Below are 17565 nucleotides of genomic sequence, written 5' to 3'. Positions count from 1 at the left end.
CGTGCTCCGTTAATTAAACCATGCGCCGAGCGGCAGGGTCACGTCCAGCAGGCGGTCGAAGGCGTACCAGAGTAAAATGCCCAGTACGACCCCGGAGATCCCCGCCGCAGGCAGCGAGGCGTTAAACAGTATGCCAATCACCATCGTCAGCAGGGCGGTGGCAATCGGGAAGCCGAGCCACTCAAAGCCCCACGCGTACATTAGCAGGACAATCACCATTACCAGCAGACGTTGCAGCGTGCGGCGTGGCGGCCACTCCACGGTGTCCGGATGGCGCAGCAGCAGGGCCACCGAGCAGAGCAGCATCAGGCCAACAATGCCCAGCGGAAAGGGGCGTGGCCCCACGGGTTCATAGCTGTATTCGCTGTGGATCTGCCAGGCGACAAACAGCCCGCCGATGCAGAGCAGGAGCCAGATCCCGGCAAAAATGCGATCGCTCATAGCGCCTCCGGTTATTTCGCCAGACCAAAGGCTTTCGCCTGTTCGCGGTAGTCATTCACCTGTTTTTTCACGTACTCGTCCAGCTGCTTGCCGTTCAGGTTGAACTCAAACAGCCCGCGCAGATCGCGCTGTTTTTTGAACTCCTCGGTTTGCTGAAGTTTTGCGAAGGTATCCACCCACCACTGGTACTCGGCGTCGGTCACTTTTGGCCCGACGAAGAAGCCGCGGATGATCGGCCAGACCAGGTTATAACCCTGCTCTTTGGCGGTTGGGACGTCTGCCAGCTGGCCCGGCAGACGGTTTTCGGAGAAGACCGCCAGCACGCGGATCTTATCCCCGCTCAGGTAGGGCACCATTTCACTGAGATCGCCCGATACTGCCTGCACGTGATTGCCCATCAGCGCCGTCACCGGCTCACCGCCGCCTTCAAAGGCCACGTAGCGCATTTTGTGCGGATCCACTTTGGCCTGCTGCGCCAGCAGCGCGGCTTTCATCCAGTCCTGGCTGCCGATAGAGGCGCCTGCGCCAATCACCACGCTGTTGGGATCTTTTTCCATGGCGATCAGCAGATCTTTCAGGGATTTCCACGGGGAGTCGGCGCGAACGGCGATCATGCCGTAATCGGTGCCCACGGTGGCGAGCCAGCGCACGTCATTTACGTCATAACGACCAAATTTCCCCTGCGACAGGTTCAGCAGCGAACCGCCGGAGAAGGCCACCACGGTGCCCGCTTCTGCCGGGCGCTGGGCGACAATGGCGTTATAGGCTACCGCGCCCACGCCGCCGGGCATGTAGGTAACGCGCATCGGTTTCTCGATGGCCTTCGTCTCCAGCAGGCTGACCTGAATCAGCTTACAGGTCAGGTCGAAGCCGCCGCCGGGCTTGGCCGGGGCGATACATTCCGTACGGGATGGCGCCTCCTGCGCCTGCACGGCAGAAGCGCCCGACATGAACATGCTTACAGCAAGTGTGAAAAGTAACTGTTTTTTCATCGTTTATCCTCACGCCGGCGAACCGGGAGTACGGGTACGGTAGGTTTTTTATTGATTATGTGAACCGCCGTGTAGCAGTTCCGTTGCATGATTGTTAAAACAATAACCTTTCATTTCTCTTTCAATGCGGCCCGAACTTTACAGGATGTGACATGCGTCTCTTACTCGCCGAAGATAACCGTGAGCTGGCCCGCTGGCTGGAGAAAGCGCTGGTGCACGGCGGATTTGCCGTAGACTGCGTATTTGACGGCCGCGCCGCCGATCATCTGCTGCAGGGGGAAAGTTACGCGGTAGCGATCCTGGATATCGGCATGCCGGAAATGACCGGGCTGGAGGTGGTGCACCGGCTGCGAAAGCGTGGACAGACGCTCCCGGTGCTCTTTTTAACCGCCCGTAGCGAGGTCAGCGATCGGGTAAAGGGGCTCAACGCCGGTGCGGATGACTATCTGCCGAAGCCGTTTGAGCTGGAGGAGTTAGACGCCCGGCTGCGGGCGTTGCTGCGCCGCAGCGAGGGGAGGGCGCAGGCCGCCTCGCAGCTTGGTGGACTGGAGTTTAATGACGAGGGGTATTTTACCCTGCGCGGTGAACGGCTCTCCCTGACGCCGCGCGAGCTTTCTCTGCTGACGGTGCTGATGTATCGCCGCACCCGGCCGGTTTCCCGTCAGCAGCTGTTTGACCAGGTGTTTAGCCTCAGTGACGATGTCAGCCCCGAGAGTATCGATCTCTATATCCATCGTCTGCGCAAGAAGCTGGCGGGTAGCGACGTCCGTATTACCACCCTGCGCGGGCTGGGCTATGTACTGGAGCAGGGCGATGAGATGGGCTAAACCACAGTCGCTCTATTTTCAGCTGCTGCTGTTTCTCGGGCTGCCGCTGCTGCTGCTGTGGGGGTTATCAGCTTTTAACAGCTATGTCAGCGCGCTGCAGGCCGCGACGCAGGCCTACGATCGCACCCTGCTGTCGTCGGCGCGGACGGTGGCGGAGCGGCTCGCGGTGCGTAATGGCAGGCTGATGGTCAACGTGCCGTGGGTAGTGCTCGACAGCTTTGAGCTGAATATGAACGACCGGCTTTACTACAAGGTGGTGGATCCGGCCGGCAGGGTGATCTCCGGCTATGACGATCTGCCGCAGATGCCGCCCGCGACCTCGCGTACCACGCTCTATCCGGCGCTGGCCTGGTTTTATCACACCGAGTATCGCGGGGCGGCAATTCGCGTAGCCCGCCTGCTGCAGCCGGTAAACGAAGGCGGCATCGTCGGGATGGCGGAAATTTATGTGGCGGAAACCCTCCAGTCGCGCCGCCTGCTGGCGAGCCATCTGCTCTTTACCTCCTGGGTTTCCCAGGGCTTGCTGGTACTGCTGACGCTGGTATTAACTGCCTGGTTGTTACGTCGCGTGCTGCGCCCCATGCGCCAGCTCTCTTCGCTTATGGTGCGCCGCGAGCCAGGCTTGCTGGCGCCGCTTCCTGAACTGCTTCCCTGGTCGGAAACGCGTCTGCTTATCGTGGCGTTTAACCGCTATATCGACCGGCTGCGCGGCGTGCTCTCACGACAGGAGCGCTTCAGCGCAGACGCCTCCCATCAGCTTAAAACGCCGCTGGCGGTGCTCAAGACGCAGACCGCGGTCGCGCTGGCGAGCCGCGATCCGGCGCTATGGCAGGAGAGCCTGCGGGCCATTAACGCCACGCTGGATAACACCATTCAGCTGACCGAGCGTCTGCTGCAGCTCTCCGCCGTCAGGCGCCGGGAGCAGGGTGAGCAACAGTTTGTTGCGGTGGATCTGCTGGAGGTGGTGCAAAGCAGCTGCTTTTCCCGGCTGGCGCAGGCGCGCAGTAAAGGCATCGATCTGGGTTACGAGGGCGAGCAGCGCCCGGTCATAATCGAGGGGGATGCGGTTCTGCTGGGGGAACTCTGCGCGAACCTGCTTGATAATGCCATTAAATACGCTCCGGCGCAGGGAATTGTGACCGTCTCTCTGCAGAGGGAGAAGAGCACGGCGCTGCTGAGCGTGGAGGATAACGGACCGGGTATCGAAGAGAGCCTGATTCATCAGGCGCTGGCGCCGTTTCATCGTCTGGCGACGGCTGGAGAGGTGGCTGGTTCGGGCATCGGTCTGGCGCTGGTGAATGATATCGCCCGGCTGCACCGCAGCCATCCTCAGCTGACCCGCAGCGCGACGCTGGGCGGACTCTGCGTGCGGCTGCGCTTTCAGCTTATTGACCACTGATTTGCGAGCATGGCAGAAGAATACTTAGCCCAAACGCCGCGTTAAACGAGGCTGTGATAGGGTGCCTGCGGAATCATTATTACAGGGAAGGCCATGCATCATTCATCTTCGTTTACCCCGCACGACGCGGTATTCCGTAAGCTTCTTTCGCATACCGGGACGGCCCGCGATTTTATAGAGATCCACTTGCCTGTCGCGCTGCGCTCATTGTGCGATCTTTCCACCCTTTCGCTGGAGTCGGGAAGTTTTGTGGAAGAAAGCCTGCGCCACAGCTGTACCGATATTCTCTGGTCGGTGAAAACCCGTGAGGGAGAGGGTTATATCTATGTGTTGATCGAGCACCAGAGCAGTCCGGATCGCCATATGGCGTTTCGGCTGATGCGCTATGCGATCGCAGCGATGCAGCGACATCTGGAGAAAGGGCACCACCTTTTGCCGCTGGTGATACCTCTGCTTTTTTATCATGGACGGCGCTCGCCTTACCCCTGGTCGATGCGCTGGCTTGACGGGTTCAGCCTGCCCGAACAGGCGAAGGCGCTCTATTCCGGCCCGTTTCCGCTGGTGGATATTACCCGTATACCTGACGAAGAGATCCTTCAGCACCGGCGAATCGCCATGCTCGAGATGGTGCAAAAACATGTGCGACAACGGGATTTGATGGAACTTCAGGCGCATCTGGCAACGCTGTTGTCGCTGCGATACACTAGCGACGTTCAGCTTAAGGCACTGCTGACCTACCTTTTACAGGTAGGGAACACCGCCAGTCCGGCAGCCTTTCTGGAGGGTCTTGCCGATCGCACAGTGGACCACGAACACAGGGAGACGTTAATGAATATTGCACAATATCTTCGTGAAGAGGGCCTTTCTCAAGGGCTCTCCCAGGGCCTTTCCCAGGGACGCCGGGAGGGGATTGAGCAGGAGGCGATGCGCATCGCCCGTAAATTGCTGGAGAACGGGCTTGATCCTGAAAAGGTGGTGAAGCTTACCGGCCTGTCGCCTGAGCTGGTGGAGCAGGCTCGCCACTAGCCTGCAACAACACGGGAGCAGATGCTCCCGTTGCTCTTATTAGTTTGTCTTTAGCGCCACGCCGACGTCTGAGTACTTTTTACCCCGCCTGACCGCCTTAATATTCTGGAGACGCTTTTTCTCGCTCTCAGCCATGCCCCGTCTGATAAGGAAAAACTCAAAACCGATCCCTGTTCAGACCGATCCCGTCCCGACTCAGTACGCTGCCGCTGGGTTCAGGGTTATGCGATAGTTTCAAATAGTTACAAACTAATGCGCCTCTAAACTGACGGAACGTTGATCCCTGCTCAGCGCACGTTAAAATCTCGCGGTTTGGGACTTTATCCTTTTTAAGTGCAGGATGACGATAATGAAAAAAGTGGCATGGGCGGGCTTAGGCCTGCTGTTTATTTCTGCGGCGGCGAACGCCATCTCTTTTAACGGCCAGGCGGGTGAAGATTACACTAACCTGGGCTTTGGCCTGGGGACCGAAACCTCTGGTCTGGCGCTGAGCGGTAACTGGACGCACAACGACGATGACGGCGACGCGGCGAGTCTCGGTCTGGGTCTTAACGTGCCCCTGGGGCCGTTTCTGGCAACCGTAGGCGGTAAAGGGATCTACACCAACCCTAACGACGGTGACGAAGGCTACGCGGCAGCGGTAGGCGGCGGCCTGCAGTGGAAGATCGGCAACAGCTTCGGTCTGTTCGGTGAGTATTATTACTCCCCGGATTCGCTCTCCAGCGGTATCGAAAGCTATGAAGAAGCGAATGCGGGCGCACGCTGGACCATTATGCGTCCAATCACTATCGAAGCGGGTTACCGCTATCTGAACCTGGCGGGTAAAGATGGCAACCGCGACAACGCGCTGGCCGATGGCCCTTACGTGGGCGTAAGCGCAGGTTTCTGATCTTCCGGCGCGGCGGTCTGCCGCGCCTGTTTCCTCTTCCAGCTCCCTTCATTTGCGTTATAGTGTTTTCACCATATTAGCGGGAGAACACAATGTTAAATGTGGAGATGCTTTCCACCGGCGACGAGGTGCTGCATGGTCAAATTACCGACACCAATGCTGCCTGGCTGGCCGATTTTTTCTTTGAGCAAGGATTACCGTTAACGCGCCGTAATACGGTGGGCGACAATCTGGCGTCGCTGGTGGCTATTCTGCGCGAGCGCAGCGAACAGGCTGATGTACTGATTGTTAATGGCGGCCTGGGGCCGACCAGCGACGATCTCAGCGCGCTGGCCGCCGCAACCGCCAAAGGTGAAGAGCTGGTGCTGCACGAGGCGTGGCTTGCAGAGATGGAGCGCTTTTTCAGCGAACGCGGCAGGGTTATGGCGCCCAGCAATCGTAAGCAGGCGGAGATCCCCGCCAGCGCCGAGCTTATTGATAATCCCGTCGGCACTGCCTGCGGCTTCGCGCTGCAGCTCAATCGCTGTCTGATGTTTTTCACCCCCGGCGTACCGTCAGAATTTAAGGTGATGGTGGAGCAGCAGATCCTGCCGCGTCTGCGCCAGCGCTTCACCCTGCCCGAACCGCCAGTTTGCCTGCGTCTGACCACCTTCGGCCGTTCCGAAAGCGACCTCGCCCAGAGTCTGGATACGCTGGCACTGCCGGAAGGGGTGTCGATGGGCTATCGCTCCTCCATGCCGATTATTGAGCTCAAGCTTACCGGCCCGGCAACGCAAAAAGCGGCGATGCTGGCCCTGTGGCCTGAAGTTAAGCGTGTGGCGGGAGAAAGCATCATCTTCGAAGGGACCGGGGGGCTGCCTGCGCAGATCGCGCAGCATCTGCAGTCACGCCAGCTCAGTATCACCTTAAGCGAGCAGTTTACCGGCGGCCTGCTGGCGCTGCAGCTTTCCCGAGCCGGTGCGCCGCTGCTTGCCAGCGAAGTGGTGCCTTTCCAGCAGGAGACGCTGGCGCAGACGGCGCGCTGGGCCTCCGAGCGCAGAGTCAACCATTTTGCCGGGCTGGCGCTCGCCGTCGGAGGCGATGACGGTGAACATCTGAATTTTGCCCTGGCGGCGCCGGAAGGAACTTACGCGCTACGCGTTAAAATGAGTACGACCCGCCATAGCCTGCAGGTGCGTCAGGAGGTTTGCGCCATGATGGCGCTGAACATGCTGCGCCGCTGGCTGAACGGTAAAGAAGTGGCCCTGGAGCACGGCTGGATTAACGTGGTGGAATCTCTCTTGCCGGAGTCGCCGTCCGGCAACTAAAGCTCAACGACAGCGTCGCTTTGGCAAACGCGCGGCAAAAAACGGTAACTTAGCGTTACCGTTTTTTGTACTACATCTCTATCTCTATATCGCCTTTCGCCCGGCAGCAGCAGGGCAAGATTTCCCCGTCGTTGATAAAGGCCAGCGGGGTGGTCAGCCAGTCAACCTGGCCTGCCACCAGCCGACAGCGGCAGGAGCCGCAGTAACCTTCACGACACTGATACTCTACCGCGACCTGGTGTGACTCCAGCGCCACCAGCAGGGAAGGGTGATCTTCCTGGCACAGCACCTGGGTACCGGAAAGGCGAAGCGTGACGCGGCTCATCAGAGCTGGAAGCTGCTCAGATCGTCAGTGTCGACTTCGGAGTCGATCTGGCCGACCAGGTAGGAGCTTACCTCCACTTCCTGCGGCGCCACCTGTACGTTGTCAGAGACCAGCCAGGTGTTGATCCACGGAATCGGGTTAGAGCGGGTCTGGAACGGCAGATCAAGGCCGACCGCCTGCATACGGATGTTGGTGATGTACTCGACGTACTGGCAGAGAATATCTTTGTTCAGCCCAATCATAGAGCCGCCCTGGAAGAGATATTCCGCCCACTCTTTCTCCTGCTGCGCCGCCTGCACAAACAGGTCATAGCACTCCTGCTGGCACTCCTGGGCAATCTCCGCCATCTCCGGGTCATCCGCGCCGCTGCGCAGCAGGTTCAGCATATGCTGGGTGCCGGTCAGGTGCAGCGCTTCGTCGCGGGCAATCAGACGGATAATTTTGGCGTTGCCTTCCATCAGTTCGCGCTCGGCGAAGGCGAAAGAGCAGGCGAAGCTGACATAAAAGCGGATCGCTTCCAGTGCGTTGACGCTCATCAGACAGAGGTAGAGCTTTTTCTTCAGCTCGCGCAGGCTGACGGTGACGGTTTTGCCATTCACCGTGTGGGTGCCTTCGCCCAGCAGATGCCAGTAGCTGGTCATCTCAATCAGATCGTCATAGAAATGGGCGATCCCTTCCGCACGCTTAAGGATCTGCTCATTGGTGACGATGTCGTCAAACACCACCGCCGGATCGTTAACGATATTGCGGATGATATGGGTGTAGGAGCGGGAGTGGATGGTCTCGGAAAAGGCCCACGTTTCGACCCAGGTCTCCAGCTCCGGAATAGAGATCAGCGGCAGCAGCGCCACGTTCGGGCTGCGTCCCTGAATGGAGTCCAGCAGAGTCTGATACTTCAGGTTGCTGATAAAAATGTGCTTTTCATGTTCCGGCAGCGCCTGAAAATCGATACGGTCGCGAGAGACATCGACCTCTTCAGGTCGCCAGAAGAAAGAGAGTTGCTTTTCAATCAGCTTTTCGAAGATGTCATATTTTTGCTGATCGTAGCGGGCCACGTTGACCGGCTGACCGAAGAACATCGGCTCTTTGAGCTGGTCGTTTTTCGTCTGTGAAAAGGTGGTATATGCCATTGCGGAGAGTCCTGTTGAGATTTTATTGCCCGGCGGCACTGCGTATGCCGGGCCTACAAAACCGTAGGCCGGGTAAGCGTAGCGCCACCCGGCAAAGTACTTAGATCTTACATGCGCCGCTTTCGCAGCCGTCATCCTGGATAGAAGGCGCCAGGTCATCCTGTGAATCTTCCGCACCGTCGCGCGTGTTCTGATAGTAAAGGGTCTTCACGCCAAATTTATAAGCGGTAAGCAGATCCTTCAGCAGCTGTTGCATCGGCACTTTGCCTGACGGGAAGCGCGACGGGTCGTAGTTGGTGTTAGCTGAGATCGACTGATCGATAAACTTCTGCATAATGCCCACCAGCTGCAGGTAGCCGTCGTTATTAGGCATCTCCCACAGCAGCTCGTAGTTATCTTTCAGCAGCTCGTAGTCCGGCACCACCTGACGCAGGATACCGTCTTTCGACGCCTTGATGCTCACGTGGCCGCGCGGCGGTTCAATGCCATTGGTGGCGTTAGAGATCTGCGACGAAGTCTCGGACGGCATCAGCGCGGAGAGAGTGGAGTTACGCAGGCCGTGCGTCTTGATAGACTCACGCAGCCCTTCCCAGTCCAGATGCAGCGGCTCGCTGACAATCGCGTCCAGATCGCGCTTGTAGGTGTCGATCGGCAGAATGCCTTTCGCATAGGTGGTCTCGTTAAACCACGGGCAGGCACCCTGCTCAATCGCCAGCTCGTTAGAGGCTTTCAGCAGATAGTACTGGATCGCTTCGAACGTTTCGTGGGTCAGGTTGTTGGCGCTGCCGTCGGAGTAACGCTTGCCGTTCTTCGCCAGCCAGTAGGCGAAGTTGATAACGCCGATACCCAGAGTACGACGCCCCATCGCGCCGCGTTTTGCCGCCGGGATCGGATAGTCCTGATAGTCCAGCAGGGCATCCAGCGCGCGCACTGCCAGCACCGCCAGCTCTTCCAGCTCGGTCAGGCTCTTAATCGCGCCCAGGTTAAAGGCGGAGAGGGTGCAGAGGGCGATCTCCCCGTTCTCGTCGTTCACATCTTCCAGCGGTTTGGTCGGCAGGGCAATCTCCAGACAGAGGTTGGACTGGCGTACCGGCGCCACCACCGGATCGAACGGGCTGTGGGTGTTGCAGTGGTCAACGTTCTGAATGTAGATACGACCGGTGGAGGCGCGCTCCTGCATCATCAGAGAGAAGAGATCCACCGCTTTGACGCGCTGCTTACGGATGCTGTCGTCATTTTCATACTGCACGTAGAGACGTTCGAACTCATCCTGATCGGCGAAGAACGCGTCATACAGGCCAGGCACGTCGGACGGGCTGAACAGAGTGATGTCGCCACCTTTTAGCAGGCGGGTGTACATCAGCTTGTTGATCTGTACCCCGTAGTCCATGTGACGCACGCGGTTGCCTTCCACGCCGCGGTTGTTTTTCAGTACCAGCAGGCTCTCCACTTCCAGATGCCACATCGGATAGAAGAGGGTCGCCGCGCCGCCGCGTACGCCACCCTGAGAGCACGATTTCACCGCCGTCTGGAAGTGCTTGTAGAACGGGATACAGCCGGTGTGGAACGCCTCGCCACCGCGAATCGGGCTGCCCAGCGCGCGAATACGGCCCGCGTTAATGCCGATACCGGCGCGCTGGGAGACATATTTCACAATGGCGCTGGAGGTGGCGTTGATAGAATCCAGGCTATCACCGCACTCGATCAGCACGCAGGAGCTGAACTGGCGGGTAGGGGTGCGCACGCCGGACATGATTGGCGTCGGCAGGGAAATTTTGAATGTCGACACCGCGTCGTAAAAACGCTTCACATAATCCAGACGGGTCTCACGCGGATAGTTAGAGAAGAGGCAGGCCGCGACCAGAATGTAGAGGAACTGGGCGCTCTCGTAAATCTCGCCGGTTACGCGGTTTTGTACCAGATATTTGCCTTCCAGCTGCTTCACCGCCGCGTAGGAGAAGTTCATATCGCGCCAGTGGTCGATAAACCCGTCCATCTGCTTGAACTCTTCTTCCGTGTAGTCTTCCAGCAGATGCGTGTCATATTTGCCAAGCTCAACCATCTTCACCACGTGATCGTAGAGTGCCGGCGGCTCAAACTGGCCATAGGCTTTTTTACGCAGGTGGAAGATAGCCAGGCGCGCTGCCAGATACTGGTAGTCCGGCGCTTCGCGGGAGATCAGGTCTGCCGCCGCCTTGATGATGGTTTCGTGGATATCAGACGTCTTAATGCCGTCGTAAAACTGGATATGAGAGCGCAGTTCAACCTGGGAAATGGAAACGTTATTCAGTCCTTCTGCTGCCCAGTCGAGAACACGATGGATTTTGTCCAGATTGATACGCTCGGTTTTACCGTCGCGCTTTGTCACCAGCAGACTCTGATTCATGTGGGTTTGTACCTGTCCGTGAAATAAAAAATATCCCCCCGCTTATCCACAACGCCGTCTTGTGACTAACTCTGTGGATAAATACTACATATAGGGGGTCTTGGATATGAGAAACGCTATATGGTGAGTATTCTAGTATCTAATCTTTTCAGCACAAGGGTTGATTTTGAGGTTAAATTGAGGTTGTCAAAGCGTAAAAAAGGCTAAGTCCACGAACCATAAGGCCTGAACGGGATGTCAATATTAGACAAAAAAAAATGAAAATTTGATCGAGTGCTGATTTCTTCAACGGCAGGTCAAAATTGCGCAACGGGTGTCGCGCAATCTTTCAGATCAAAGCGTGATGACCTCAGGCCTTTTTGGCGGTGGTGTGCAACATATAGTTCACATCAACGCCCGGGCCGAGCTTAAATTTATCCAGAACCGGATTATAGTGCAGCCCGGTGATATGCTGCTCCTTGAGCCACGTCCCGTCGACCCAGCCCAGCAGCTCTGACGGCTTGATAAATTTCTTCACGTCATGGGTGCCTTTCGGCACCATGCGCAGCACATACTCCGCGCCGACCACCGCCATCAGCCAGGCCTTGCCGTTACGGTTGATGGTGGAGAAAAAGACTTCGCCGCCGGGCTTCACCAGCTTTGCACAGGCGTTGACCACCGACTGCGGGTCCGGCACATGCTCCAGCATCTCCATACAGGTGACAACATCATACTGGTGGGCATGTTTTGCGGCGTGCTCTTCAACGGTCTCCTGCACGTAATCGACCTGCACGCCAGATTCCAGCGCATGCAGACGCGCCACCTGCAGCGGCTCGAATCCCATATCCAGCCCGGTGACCGTCGCCCCTTCGCGGGCCATGCTCTCGGCGAGGATACCGCCGCCACACCCCACGTCGAGAACCTTCTTACCGAACAGGCCGCCGGAACGCTCCGCGATATAGCCCAGACGCAGCGGGTTGATACGGTGCAGCGGCTTAAACTCGCCTTCAAGATCCCACCAGCGGGAGGCTACCGCTTCGAATTTGGCAATCTCTTCGTGGTCAACGTTGTGAACCACCTGGGATGTTTCGGCATTCATGGGCGCTTCTACTCCTTATTTTGCTAGTCAGGCGAGTATATCAGTTAATAAACCAAATGGTTTATAACCCCGCTAATGTGTTATAATTTGCGACCTTTGAATCCGGGATAAAGTAGAGGGATAGCGGTTAGATGAGCGACCTTGCGAGAGAAATTACACCGGTTAACATCGAGGAAGAGCTGAAAAGCTCCTATCTGGACTATGCGATGTCGGTCATTGTTGGCCGAGCGCTGCCGGACGTCCGAGATGGCCTCAAGCCGGTACACCGTCGCGTACTATACGCCATGAACGTCTTGGGCAATGACTGGAACAAAGCCTACAAAAAATCTGCCCGTGTCGTTGGTGACGTAATCGGTAAATACCATCCTCATGGTGATTCCGCGGTGTACGATACGATCGTCCGTATGGCGCAGCCGTTTTCGCTGCGTTATATGCTGGTAGATGGTCAGGGCAACTTCGGTTCAATTGACGGCGACTCCGCCGCGGCGATGCGTTATACGGAAATCCGTCTGGCGAAAATTGCCCATGAACTGATGGCCGACCTGGAAAAAGAGACGGTCGACTTTGTGGATAACTATGACGGCACGGAGCGGATCCCTGACGTCATGCCAACCAAAATCCCTAACCTGTTGGTAAACGGTTCTTCCGGTATCGCAGTCGGGATGGCGACCAACATTCCGCCGCACAACATCACGGAAGTGATCAACGGCTGCCTGGCCTATATCGATGATGAAGATATCAGCATCGAAGGTCTGATGGAGCATATCCCCGGGCCGGACTTCCCGACCGCCGCTATCATCAACGGACGTCGCGGCATTGAAGAGGCCTACCGTACCGGTCGCGGCAAAATCTACATCCGCGCCCGCGCCGAGGTTGAAGCCGATGCGAAAACCGGACGCGAAACCATCATCGTTCATGAAATTCCCTATCAGGTGAACAAAGCGCGCCTGATCGAGAAGATCGCCGAGCTGGTAAAAGAGAAACGCGTGGAAGGGATCAGCGCGCTGCGTGACGAGTCCGACAAGGACGGCATGCGCATCGTGATTGAGATCAAACGCGACGCGGTGGGCGAGGTGGTGCTGAATAACCTCTACTCCCAGACCCAGCTGCAGGTCTCTTTCGGTATCAACATGGTTGCGCTGCACCATGGTCAGCCGAAGATCATGAACCTGAAGGAGATTCTGGAAGCGTTTGTGCGTCACCGTCGTGAAGTGGTGACCCGCCGGACCATCTTCGAACTGCGTAAGGCCCGCGATCGCGCCCATATCCTTGAGGCGCTGGCGGTTGCGCTGGCCAATATCGACCCGATTATCGAACTGATCCGCCGTGCGCCGACCCCTGCGGAAGCGAAAGCCGCGCTGGTTGCCCGCCCGTGGGATCTCGGTAACGTGGCCGCCATGCTGGAGCGCGCCGGTGGCGACGCCGCCCGCCCTGAATGGCTGGAGCCGGAGTTTGGCGTACGCGACGGTCAGTACTACCTGACGGAACAGCAGGCCCAGGCGATTCTGGATCTGCGTCTGCAGAAACTGACCGGCCTTGAGCACGAAAAACTGCTCGACGAATACAAAGAGCTGCTGGAACAGATTGCGGAACTGCTGCATATCCTCTCCAGCGCCGAGCGCCTGATGGAAGTGATCCGCGAAGAGCTGGAGCTGGTCCGCGACCAGTTTGGCGACGAGCGCCGCACCGAAATCACCGCCAACACCGCGGATATCAACATCGAAGATCTGATTAACCAGGAAGATGTTGTCGTAACCCTTTCTCATCAGGGTTACGTGAAGTACCAGCCGCTCACCGACTACGAGGCGCAGCGTCGTGGCGGTAAGGGCAAATCTGCGGCGCGCATTAAAGAAGAGGACTTTATCGACCGCCTGCTGGTGGCCAACACCCACGATACGATCCTCTGCTTCTCCAGCCGTGGCCGTCTCTACTGGATGAAGGTCTACCAGCTGCCGGAAGCGAGCCGTGGCGCGCGCGGCCGTCCTATCGTCAACCTGCTGCCGCTGGAGCAGGATGAGCGTATTACCGCCATCCTGCCGGTACGCGAATACGAAGAAGGCGTGAACGTCTTTATGGCGACCGCCAGCGGTACCGTGAAGAAAACCGCGCTGACCGAGTTCAGCCGTCCGCGTTCCGCCGGGATTATTGCGGTGAACCTCAACGAGGGCGACGAGCTGATTGGTGTGGATCTCACGTCAGGATCTGATGAAGTGATGCTCTTCTCTGCCGCCGGTAAAGTGGTGCGCTTTAAAGAGAGCGCCGTTCGCGCCATGGGCCGTACGGCAACCGGTGTCCGCGGTATTAAGCTGGCGGGTGAAGACGCGGTTGTTTCCCTGATTGTTCCACGTGGCGAAGGGGCTATCCTCACCGTCACGCAGAACGGCTACGGTAAACGTACGGCGGAAAGCGAATACCCGACCAAATCGCGCGGCACCCAGGGCGTGATCTCCATCAAGGTCACCGAGCGCAACGGCTCCGTTGTTGGCGCGGTGCAGGTGGACGATGCCGACCAGATCATGATGATCACCGATGCCGGTACGCTGGTGCGTACCCGCGTCTCCGAGATCAGCGTGGTTGGCCGTAACACCCAGGGCGTGATCCTCATCCGCACCGCGGAAGATGAAAACGTTGTGGGTCTGCAGCGCGTGGCTGAACCGGTGGATGACGAAGAACTTGACGCCATCGACGGTACGGTAGCGGAAGGCGACGATGAGATCGCGCCGGAAGCGGAGAGCGACGACGACGCGGCAGACGACGCCGACGAATAAGCGCTGATAACGTACAAAGGGCCGGTTTCGGCCCTTTATTTTTGCCGATACGTGAACATTGCGGCAGGACGCGTTTACCGCTACCTTAACCACATCCTTTTTGACCCAGAAGGCGGAGCCTCGCCCCCTTGAAATACCTCGTCTCCTTTCGTACCACGCTAAAAGTTTCTCGCTATCTTTTCCGGGCGTTAGCGCTCCTGCTTTGGTTGCTGGTGGCCGTGTGCTCGGTGTTTTACATCGTCAACGCCCTGCATCAGAAGGAGTCGGAGATCCGTAAGGAGTTTAACCTCAGTTCCGATCAGGCCCAGCGCTATATCCAGCGCACCTCTGATGTGATGAAAGAGCTGAAGTACATCGCTGAAAATCGCCTGACGGCGGAAAACGGTATTCTCACCACCCGCGGGCGAAACGATAAAGCCGATATTCCCAATTTTGAACCGCTTTTCCCTGATTCTGACTGTACGGCCATGGGCCCCGCCTGGCGCGGCTCGCTGGAGTCGCTGGCGTGGTTTATGCGCTACTGGCGGGATAACTTTTCTGCCGCCTACGATCTTAACCGCGTCTTCCTGATTGGCAGCGATAACCTCTGCATGGCCGATTTTGGCTTGCGTGAAGTGGCGGTCGAGCGGGAAGATGCGCTAAAAACCCTGCATGAGCGCATCATGAAATACCGTAATGCCACGCAGGATGAGCGCAGCAATAACATCTTCTGGATCGGCCAGGGGCCGCGTCCGGGAATCGGTTATTTCTATGCCCTGACGCCGGTCTATCTGGGTAACCGCCTGCAGGCGCTGCTGGGCACCGAGCAAACTATCCGCATGGAGAACTTCTTCACGCCCGGCAGCCTGCCGATGGGGGTGACCATTCTCGATGAAAACGGCCATACGCTGATTTCGCTGACCGGGCCGGATAATCGCCTGAAGGTCGACCCGCGCTGGATGCAGGAGCGCTCCTGGTTTGGCTATACCTCTGGCTTTCGCGAGCTGGTGCTGAAGAAAAACCTGCCCCCGTCCTCTCTGAGCCTTGTCTATTCCGTGCCGGTGGATATGGTGCTGGAACGCATCAGGATGCTGATCCTCAACTCTATCTTGCTGAACGTGCTGGTGGGGATTGCCCTCTTTACCCTGGCGCGAATGTATGAGCGGAAGATCTTTATCCCCGCCGAGGCGGATGCCCAGCGGCTGGAGGAGCATGAGCAATTTAACCGTAAAATTGTCGCCTCCGCGCCGGTCGGGATCTGTATTTTACGTACCCAGGACGGGACCAATATCCTCAGTAACGAGCTGGCGCATAATTACCTGAACATGCTTACGCATGAGGACCGCCAGCGGCTCACCCAGATTATCTGCGGCCAGCAGGTTAATTTTGTCGACGTGCTGACCAGTAATAATACCAACCTGCAAATCAGCTTTGTGCACTCGCGCTACCGTAACGAGAACGTGGCGATCTGTGTGCTGGTGGATGTCTCCGCCCGCGTGAAGATGGAAGAGTCGTTACAGGAGATGGCGCAGGCGGCGGAACAGGCCAGCCAGTCGAAGTCGATGTTCCTCGCAACCGTCAGCCACGAGCTGCGCACGCCGCTCTACGGGATTATCGGTAACCTCGACCTGCTGCAGACCAAAGAGCTGCCGAAAGGGGTCGACAGGCTGGTAACGGCGATGAACAACTCCTCCAGCCTGCTGCTGAAAATTATCAGCGACATTCTCGACTTCTCAAAAATTGAGTCGGAACAGCTGAAAATCGAACCGCGCGAATTTTCTCCCCGGGAGGTGATGAACCATATCAGCGCCAACTACCTGCCTCTGGTGGTACGCAAGCAGCTGGGGCTCTACTGCTTTATCGAGCCGGACGTGCCGCTGACGCTGAATGGCGATCCGATGCGCCTGCAGCAGGTCATCTCTAACCTGCTCAGCAACGCCATCAAATTTACCGATGTCGGCTGCATAATTTTGCATGTCTGCCGTACCGGGGACTATCTGACGTTCCGCGTGCGCGACACCGGGGTGGGCATTCCCGCGAAAGAGGTGGTTCGCCTCTTCGATCCCTTCTTCCAGGTGGGGACGGGCGTACAGCGCAACTTCCAGGGAACGGGGCTGGGGCTGGCGATATGTGAAAAGCTCATCAACATGATGGATGGCGATATCTCGGTGGATACCGAGCCGGGAATGGGCAGTCAGTTCACGATTCGTATTCCACTCTACGATGCGCACTCCCCCGAAAAAACGCAGGTTGAGGGGCTGAGCGGCCGCACCTGCTGGCTGGCGGTTAATAACGCCTCCCTGTGCGAGTATCTCGACTCGCTGCTGACCAGCAGCGGCCTGCGCGTGGTGCGCTATGAGGGGCAGACCCCGGAGGCGGACGACGTCCTGTTAACGGACGATGCGGCGCAAGAGGCGTGGCAGGGAAGGGCGACCATCACCTTCTGCCGCCGTCATATCGGCATCCCGATTGAGCGCGCGCCAGGCGAGTGGGTGCACAGCGTCGCGACGCCGCACGAGCTGCTCACGCTGCTGGCGCGTATCTACAGCGTCGAGGTCGTGCCGGAAGGCGCAGCGGCGCTGCCGTCAGCGGCCTCTTCCGTTGCCATGAATGACGACATGATGATCCTGGTGGTGGATGACCATCCGATTAACCGCCGCCTGCTGGCCGACCAGCTCGGCTCGCTGGGCTATCAGTGCATGACCGCTAACGACGGCGTGGATGCGCTAAATGTATTAAGCAAAAATCATATTGATATCGTGCTGAGCGATGTCAACATGCCGAATATGGATGGTTATCGCCTTACCCAGCGTATTCGCCAGCTGGGGCTGACTCTGCCGGTGGTCGGGGTGACGGCCAACGCGCTGGCGGAAGAGAAGCAGCGTTGTCTGGAGTCGGGTATGGATAGCTGCCTGTCAAAGCCGGTCACGCTGGACGTACTGAAGCAGACCCTGGCGGTTTATGCCGAGCGGGTGAGGAAATCACGAGTATAAGAAAGGCCCGAAAGGGCCTTTTTTA

The 17565-nt window shown here is 57.8% G+C and carries 13 protein-coding genes; 7 read left to right on the top strand and 6 right to left on the bottom strand.

Annotated features, from left to right (window positions below):
* Window positions 1-9: 9 nt before the first annotated feature.
* Window positions 10-441, bottom strand: a complete 432-nt coding sequence (locus tag BN3796_RS18405; RefSeq protein ID WP_061709796.1) for a tripartite tricarboxylate transporter TctB family protein — start codon at window positions 439-441, stop codon at window positions 10-12.
* 11 nt (window positions 442-452) lie between these two features.
* Window positions 453-1433, bottom strand: coding sequence for a Bug family tripartite tricarboxylate transporter substrate binding protein (locus BN3796_RS18400; RefSeq protein ID WP_061709795.1), 981 nt, complete (start codon window positions 1431-1433; stop codon window positions 453-455).
* Window positions 1434-1585: 152 nt separating this feature from the next.
* Here BN3796_RS18400 and tctD point away from each other — a divergent pair, with 152 nt between their 5' ends.
* The 5 genes from tctD (at window position 1586) to BN3796_RS18375 (ending at window position 6881) form a co-directional block, all read left to right on the top strand.
* Window positions 1586-2260 (top strand): transcriptional regulator TctD, encoded by a 675-nt coding sequence (tctD, locus tag BN3796_RS18395; protein ID WP_061709794.1) that lies wholly within the window; start codon window positions 1586-1588, stop codon window positions 2258-2260.
* On the top strand, window positions 2247-3659 hold the full coding sequence (locus tag BN3796_RS18390; protein WP_061709793.1) for a sensor histidine kinase: 1413 nt from the start codon (window positions 2247-2249) through the stop codon (window positions 3657-3659). The genes tctD and BN3796_RS18390 overlap by 14 nt, the downstream gene beginning before the upstream one ends.
* 93 nt (window positions 3660-3752) lie before the next feature.
* A complete protein-coding gene (locus BN3796_RS18385) occupies window positions 3753-4685 on the top strand; it encodes an Rpn family recombination-promoting nuclease/putative transposase (RefSeq protein WP_061709792.1) in 933 nt (310 codons plus the stop codon).
* A gap of 349 nt (window positions 4686-5034) precedes the next feature.
* Entirely contained in the window at window positions 5035-5574 is a 540-nt protein-coding gene (locus BN3796_RS18380; RefSeq protein ID WP_061709791.1) for a YfaZ family outer membrane protein, read from the top strand.
* 92 nt (window positions 5575-5666) lie between these two features.
* Window positions 5667-6881 carry a nicotinamide mononucleotide deamidase-related protein YfaY gene (locus tag BN3796_RS18375; RefSeq protein ID WP_061709790.1) on the top strand — a complete coding sequence of 405 codons (1215 nt, stop codon included), beginning with the start codon at window positions 5667-5669 and terminating at the stop codon, window positions 6879-6881.
* A 70-nt stretch (window positions 6882-6951) separates the two neighbouring features.
* Here the strand turns inward: BN3796_RS18375 and yfaE are convergent, their stop codons facing one another.
* The 4 genes from yfaE to ubiG all read right to left on the bottom strand — a co-directional run bounded on the left by yfaE (window position 6952) and on the right by ubiG (window position 11800).
* Complete coding sequence (gene yfaE, locus BN3796_RS18370) at window positions 6952-7206, bottom strand: class I ribonucleotide reductase maintenance protein YfaE (protein WP_061709789.1); 255 nt, start codon at window positions 7204-7206, stop codon at window positions 6952-6954.
* The gene (nrdB, locus tag BN3796_RS18365) at window positions 7206-8336 is read right to left on the bottom strand and encodes a class Ia ribonucleoside-diphosphate reductase subunit beta (protein WP_061709788.1); all 1131 of its coding nucleotides are present in this window, start codon (window positions 8334-8336) and stop codon (window positions 7206-7208) included. Before nrdB ends, yfaE begins: the two co-directional genes overlap by 1 nt.
* 100 nt (window positions 8337-8436) lie before the next feature.
* A complete protein-coding gene (nrdA, locus tag BN3796_RS18360) occupies window positions 8437-10722 on the bottom strand; it encodes a class 1a ribonucleoside-diphosphate reductase subunit alpha (RefSeq protein WP_061709787.1) in 2286 nt (761 codons plus the stop codon).
* Window positions 10723-11071: 349 nt separating this feature from the next.
* Window positions 11072-11800 carry a bifunctional 2-polyprenyl-6-hydroxyphenol methylase/3-demethylubiquinol 3-O-methyltransferase UbiG gene (gene ubiG, locus BN3796_RS18355; RefSeq protein ID WP_061709786.1) on the bottom strand — a complete coding sequence of 243 codons (729 nt, stop codon included), beginning with the start codon at window positions 11798-11800 and terminating at the stop codon, window positions 11072-11074.
* 131 nt (window positions 11801-11931) lie between these two features.
* Between ubiG and gyrA the strand changes: the two genes are divergently transcribed.
* Both gyrA and rcsC read left to right on the top strand, forming a co-directional pair.
* Complete coding sequence (gene gyrA, locus BN3796_RS18350) at window positions 11932-14568, top strand: DNA topoisomerase (ATP-hydrolyzing) subunit A (RefSeq protein WP_061709785.1); 2637 nt, start codon at window positions 11932-11934, stop codon at window positions 14566-14568.
* 128 nt (window positions 14569-14696) lie between these two features.
* Window positions 14697-17540: a two-component system sensor histidine kinase RcsC gene (rcsC, locus tag BN3796_RS18345; protein WP_061709784.1), complete on the top strand. Its 2844-nt coding sequence runs from the start codon at window positions 14697-14699 to the stop codon at window positions 17538-17540.
* The last annotated feature ends 25 nt before the right edge of the window (window positions 17541-17565 follow it).

Source organism: Pseudenterobacter timonensis, from assembly GCF_900021175.1.
In the GTDB taxonomy this organism is placed as follows: domain Bacteria; phylum Pseudomonadota; class Gammaproteobacteria; order Enterobacterales; family Enterobacteriaceae; genus Enterobacter; species Enterobacter timonensis.
The sequence above is the reverse complement of the archived record's forward strand: the minus strand, read 5'-3'. Positions and strand labels throughout refer to the sequence as shown.

Coding starts and splice junctions, on each gene's coding strand:
- BN3796_RS18405 (WP_061709796.1), bottom strand. CDS start 441: ATGAGCGATCGCATTTTTGCCGGGATCTGGCTCCTGCTCTGCATCGGC.
- BN3796_RS18400 (WP_061709795.1), bottom strand. CDS start 1,433: ATGAAAAAACAGTTACTTTTCACACTTGCTGTAAGCATGTTCATGTCG.
- tctD (WP_061709794.1), top strand. CDS start 1,586: ATGCGTCTCTTACTCGCCGAAGATAACCGTGAGCTGGCCCGCTGGCTG.
- BN3796_RS18390 (WP_061709793.1), top strand. CDS start 2,247: ATGAGATGGGCTAAACCACAGTCGCTCTATTTTCAGCTGCTGCTGTTT.
- BN3796_RS18385 (WP_061709792.1), top strand. CDS start 3,753: ATGCATCATTCATCTTCGTTTACCCCGCACGACGCGGTATTCCGTAAG.
- BN3796_RS18380 (WP_061709791.1), top strand. CDS start 5,035: ATGAAAAAAGTGGCATGGGCGGGCTTAGGCCTGCTGTTTATTTCTGCG.
- BN3796_RS18375 (WP_061709790.1), top strand. CDS start 5,667: ATGTTAAATGTGGAGATGCTTTCCACCGGCGACGAGGTGCTGCATGGT.
- yfaE (WP_061709789.1), bottom strand. CDS start 7,206: ATGAGCCGCGTCACGCTTCGCCTTTCCGGTACCCAGGTGCTGTGCCAG.
- nrdB (WP_061709788.1), bottom strand. CDS start 8,336: ATGGCATATACCACCTTTTCACAGACGAAAAACGACCAGCTCAAAGAG.
- nrdA (WP_061709787.1), bottom strand. CDS start 10,722: ATGAATCAGAGTCTGCTGGTGACAAAGCGCGACGGTAAAACCGAGCGT.
- ubiG (WP_061709786.1), bottom strand. CDS start 11,800: ATGAATGCCGAAACATCCCAGGTGGTTCACAACGTTGACCACGAAGAG.
- gyrA (WP_061709785.1), top strand. CDS start 11,932: ATGAGCGACCTTGCGAGAGAAATTACACCGGTTAACATCGAGGAAGAG.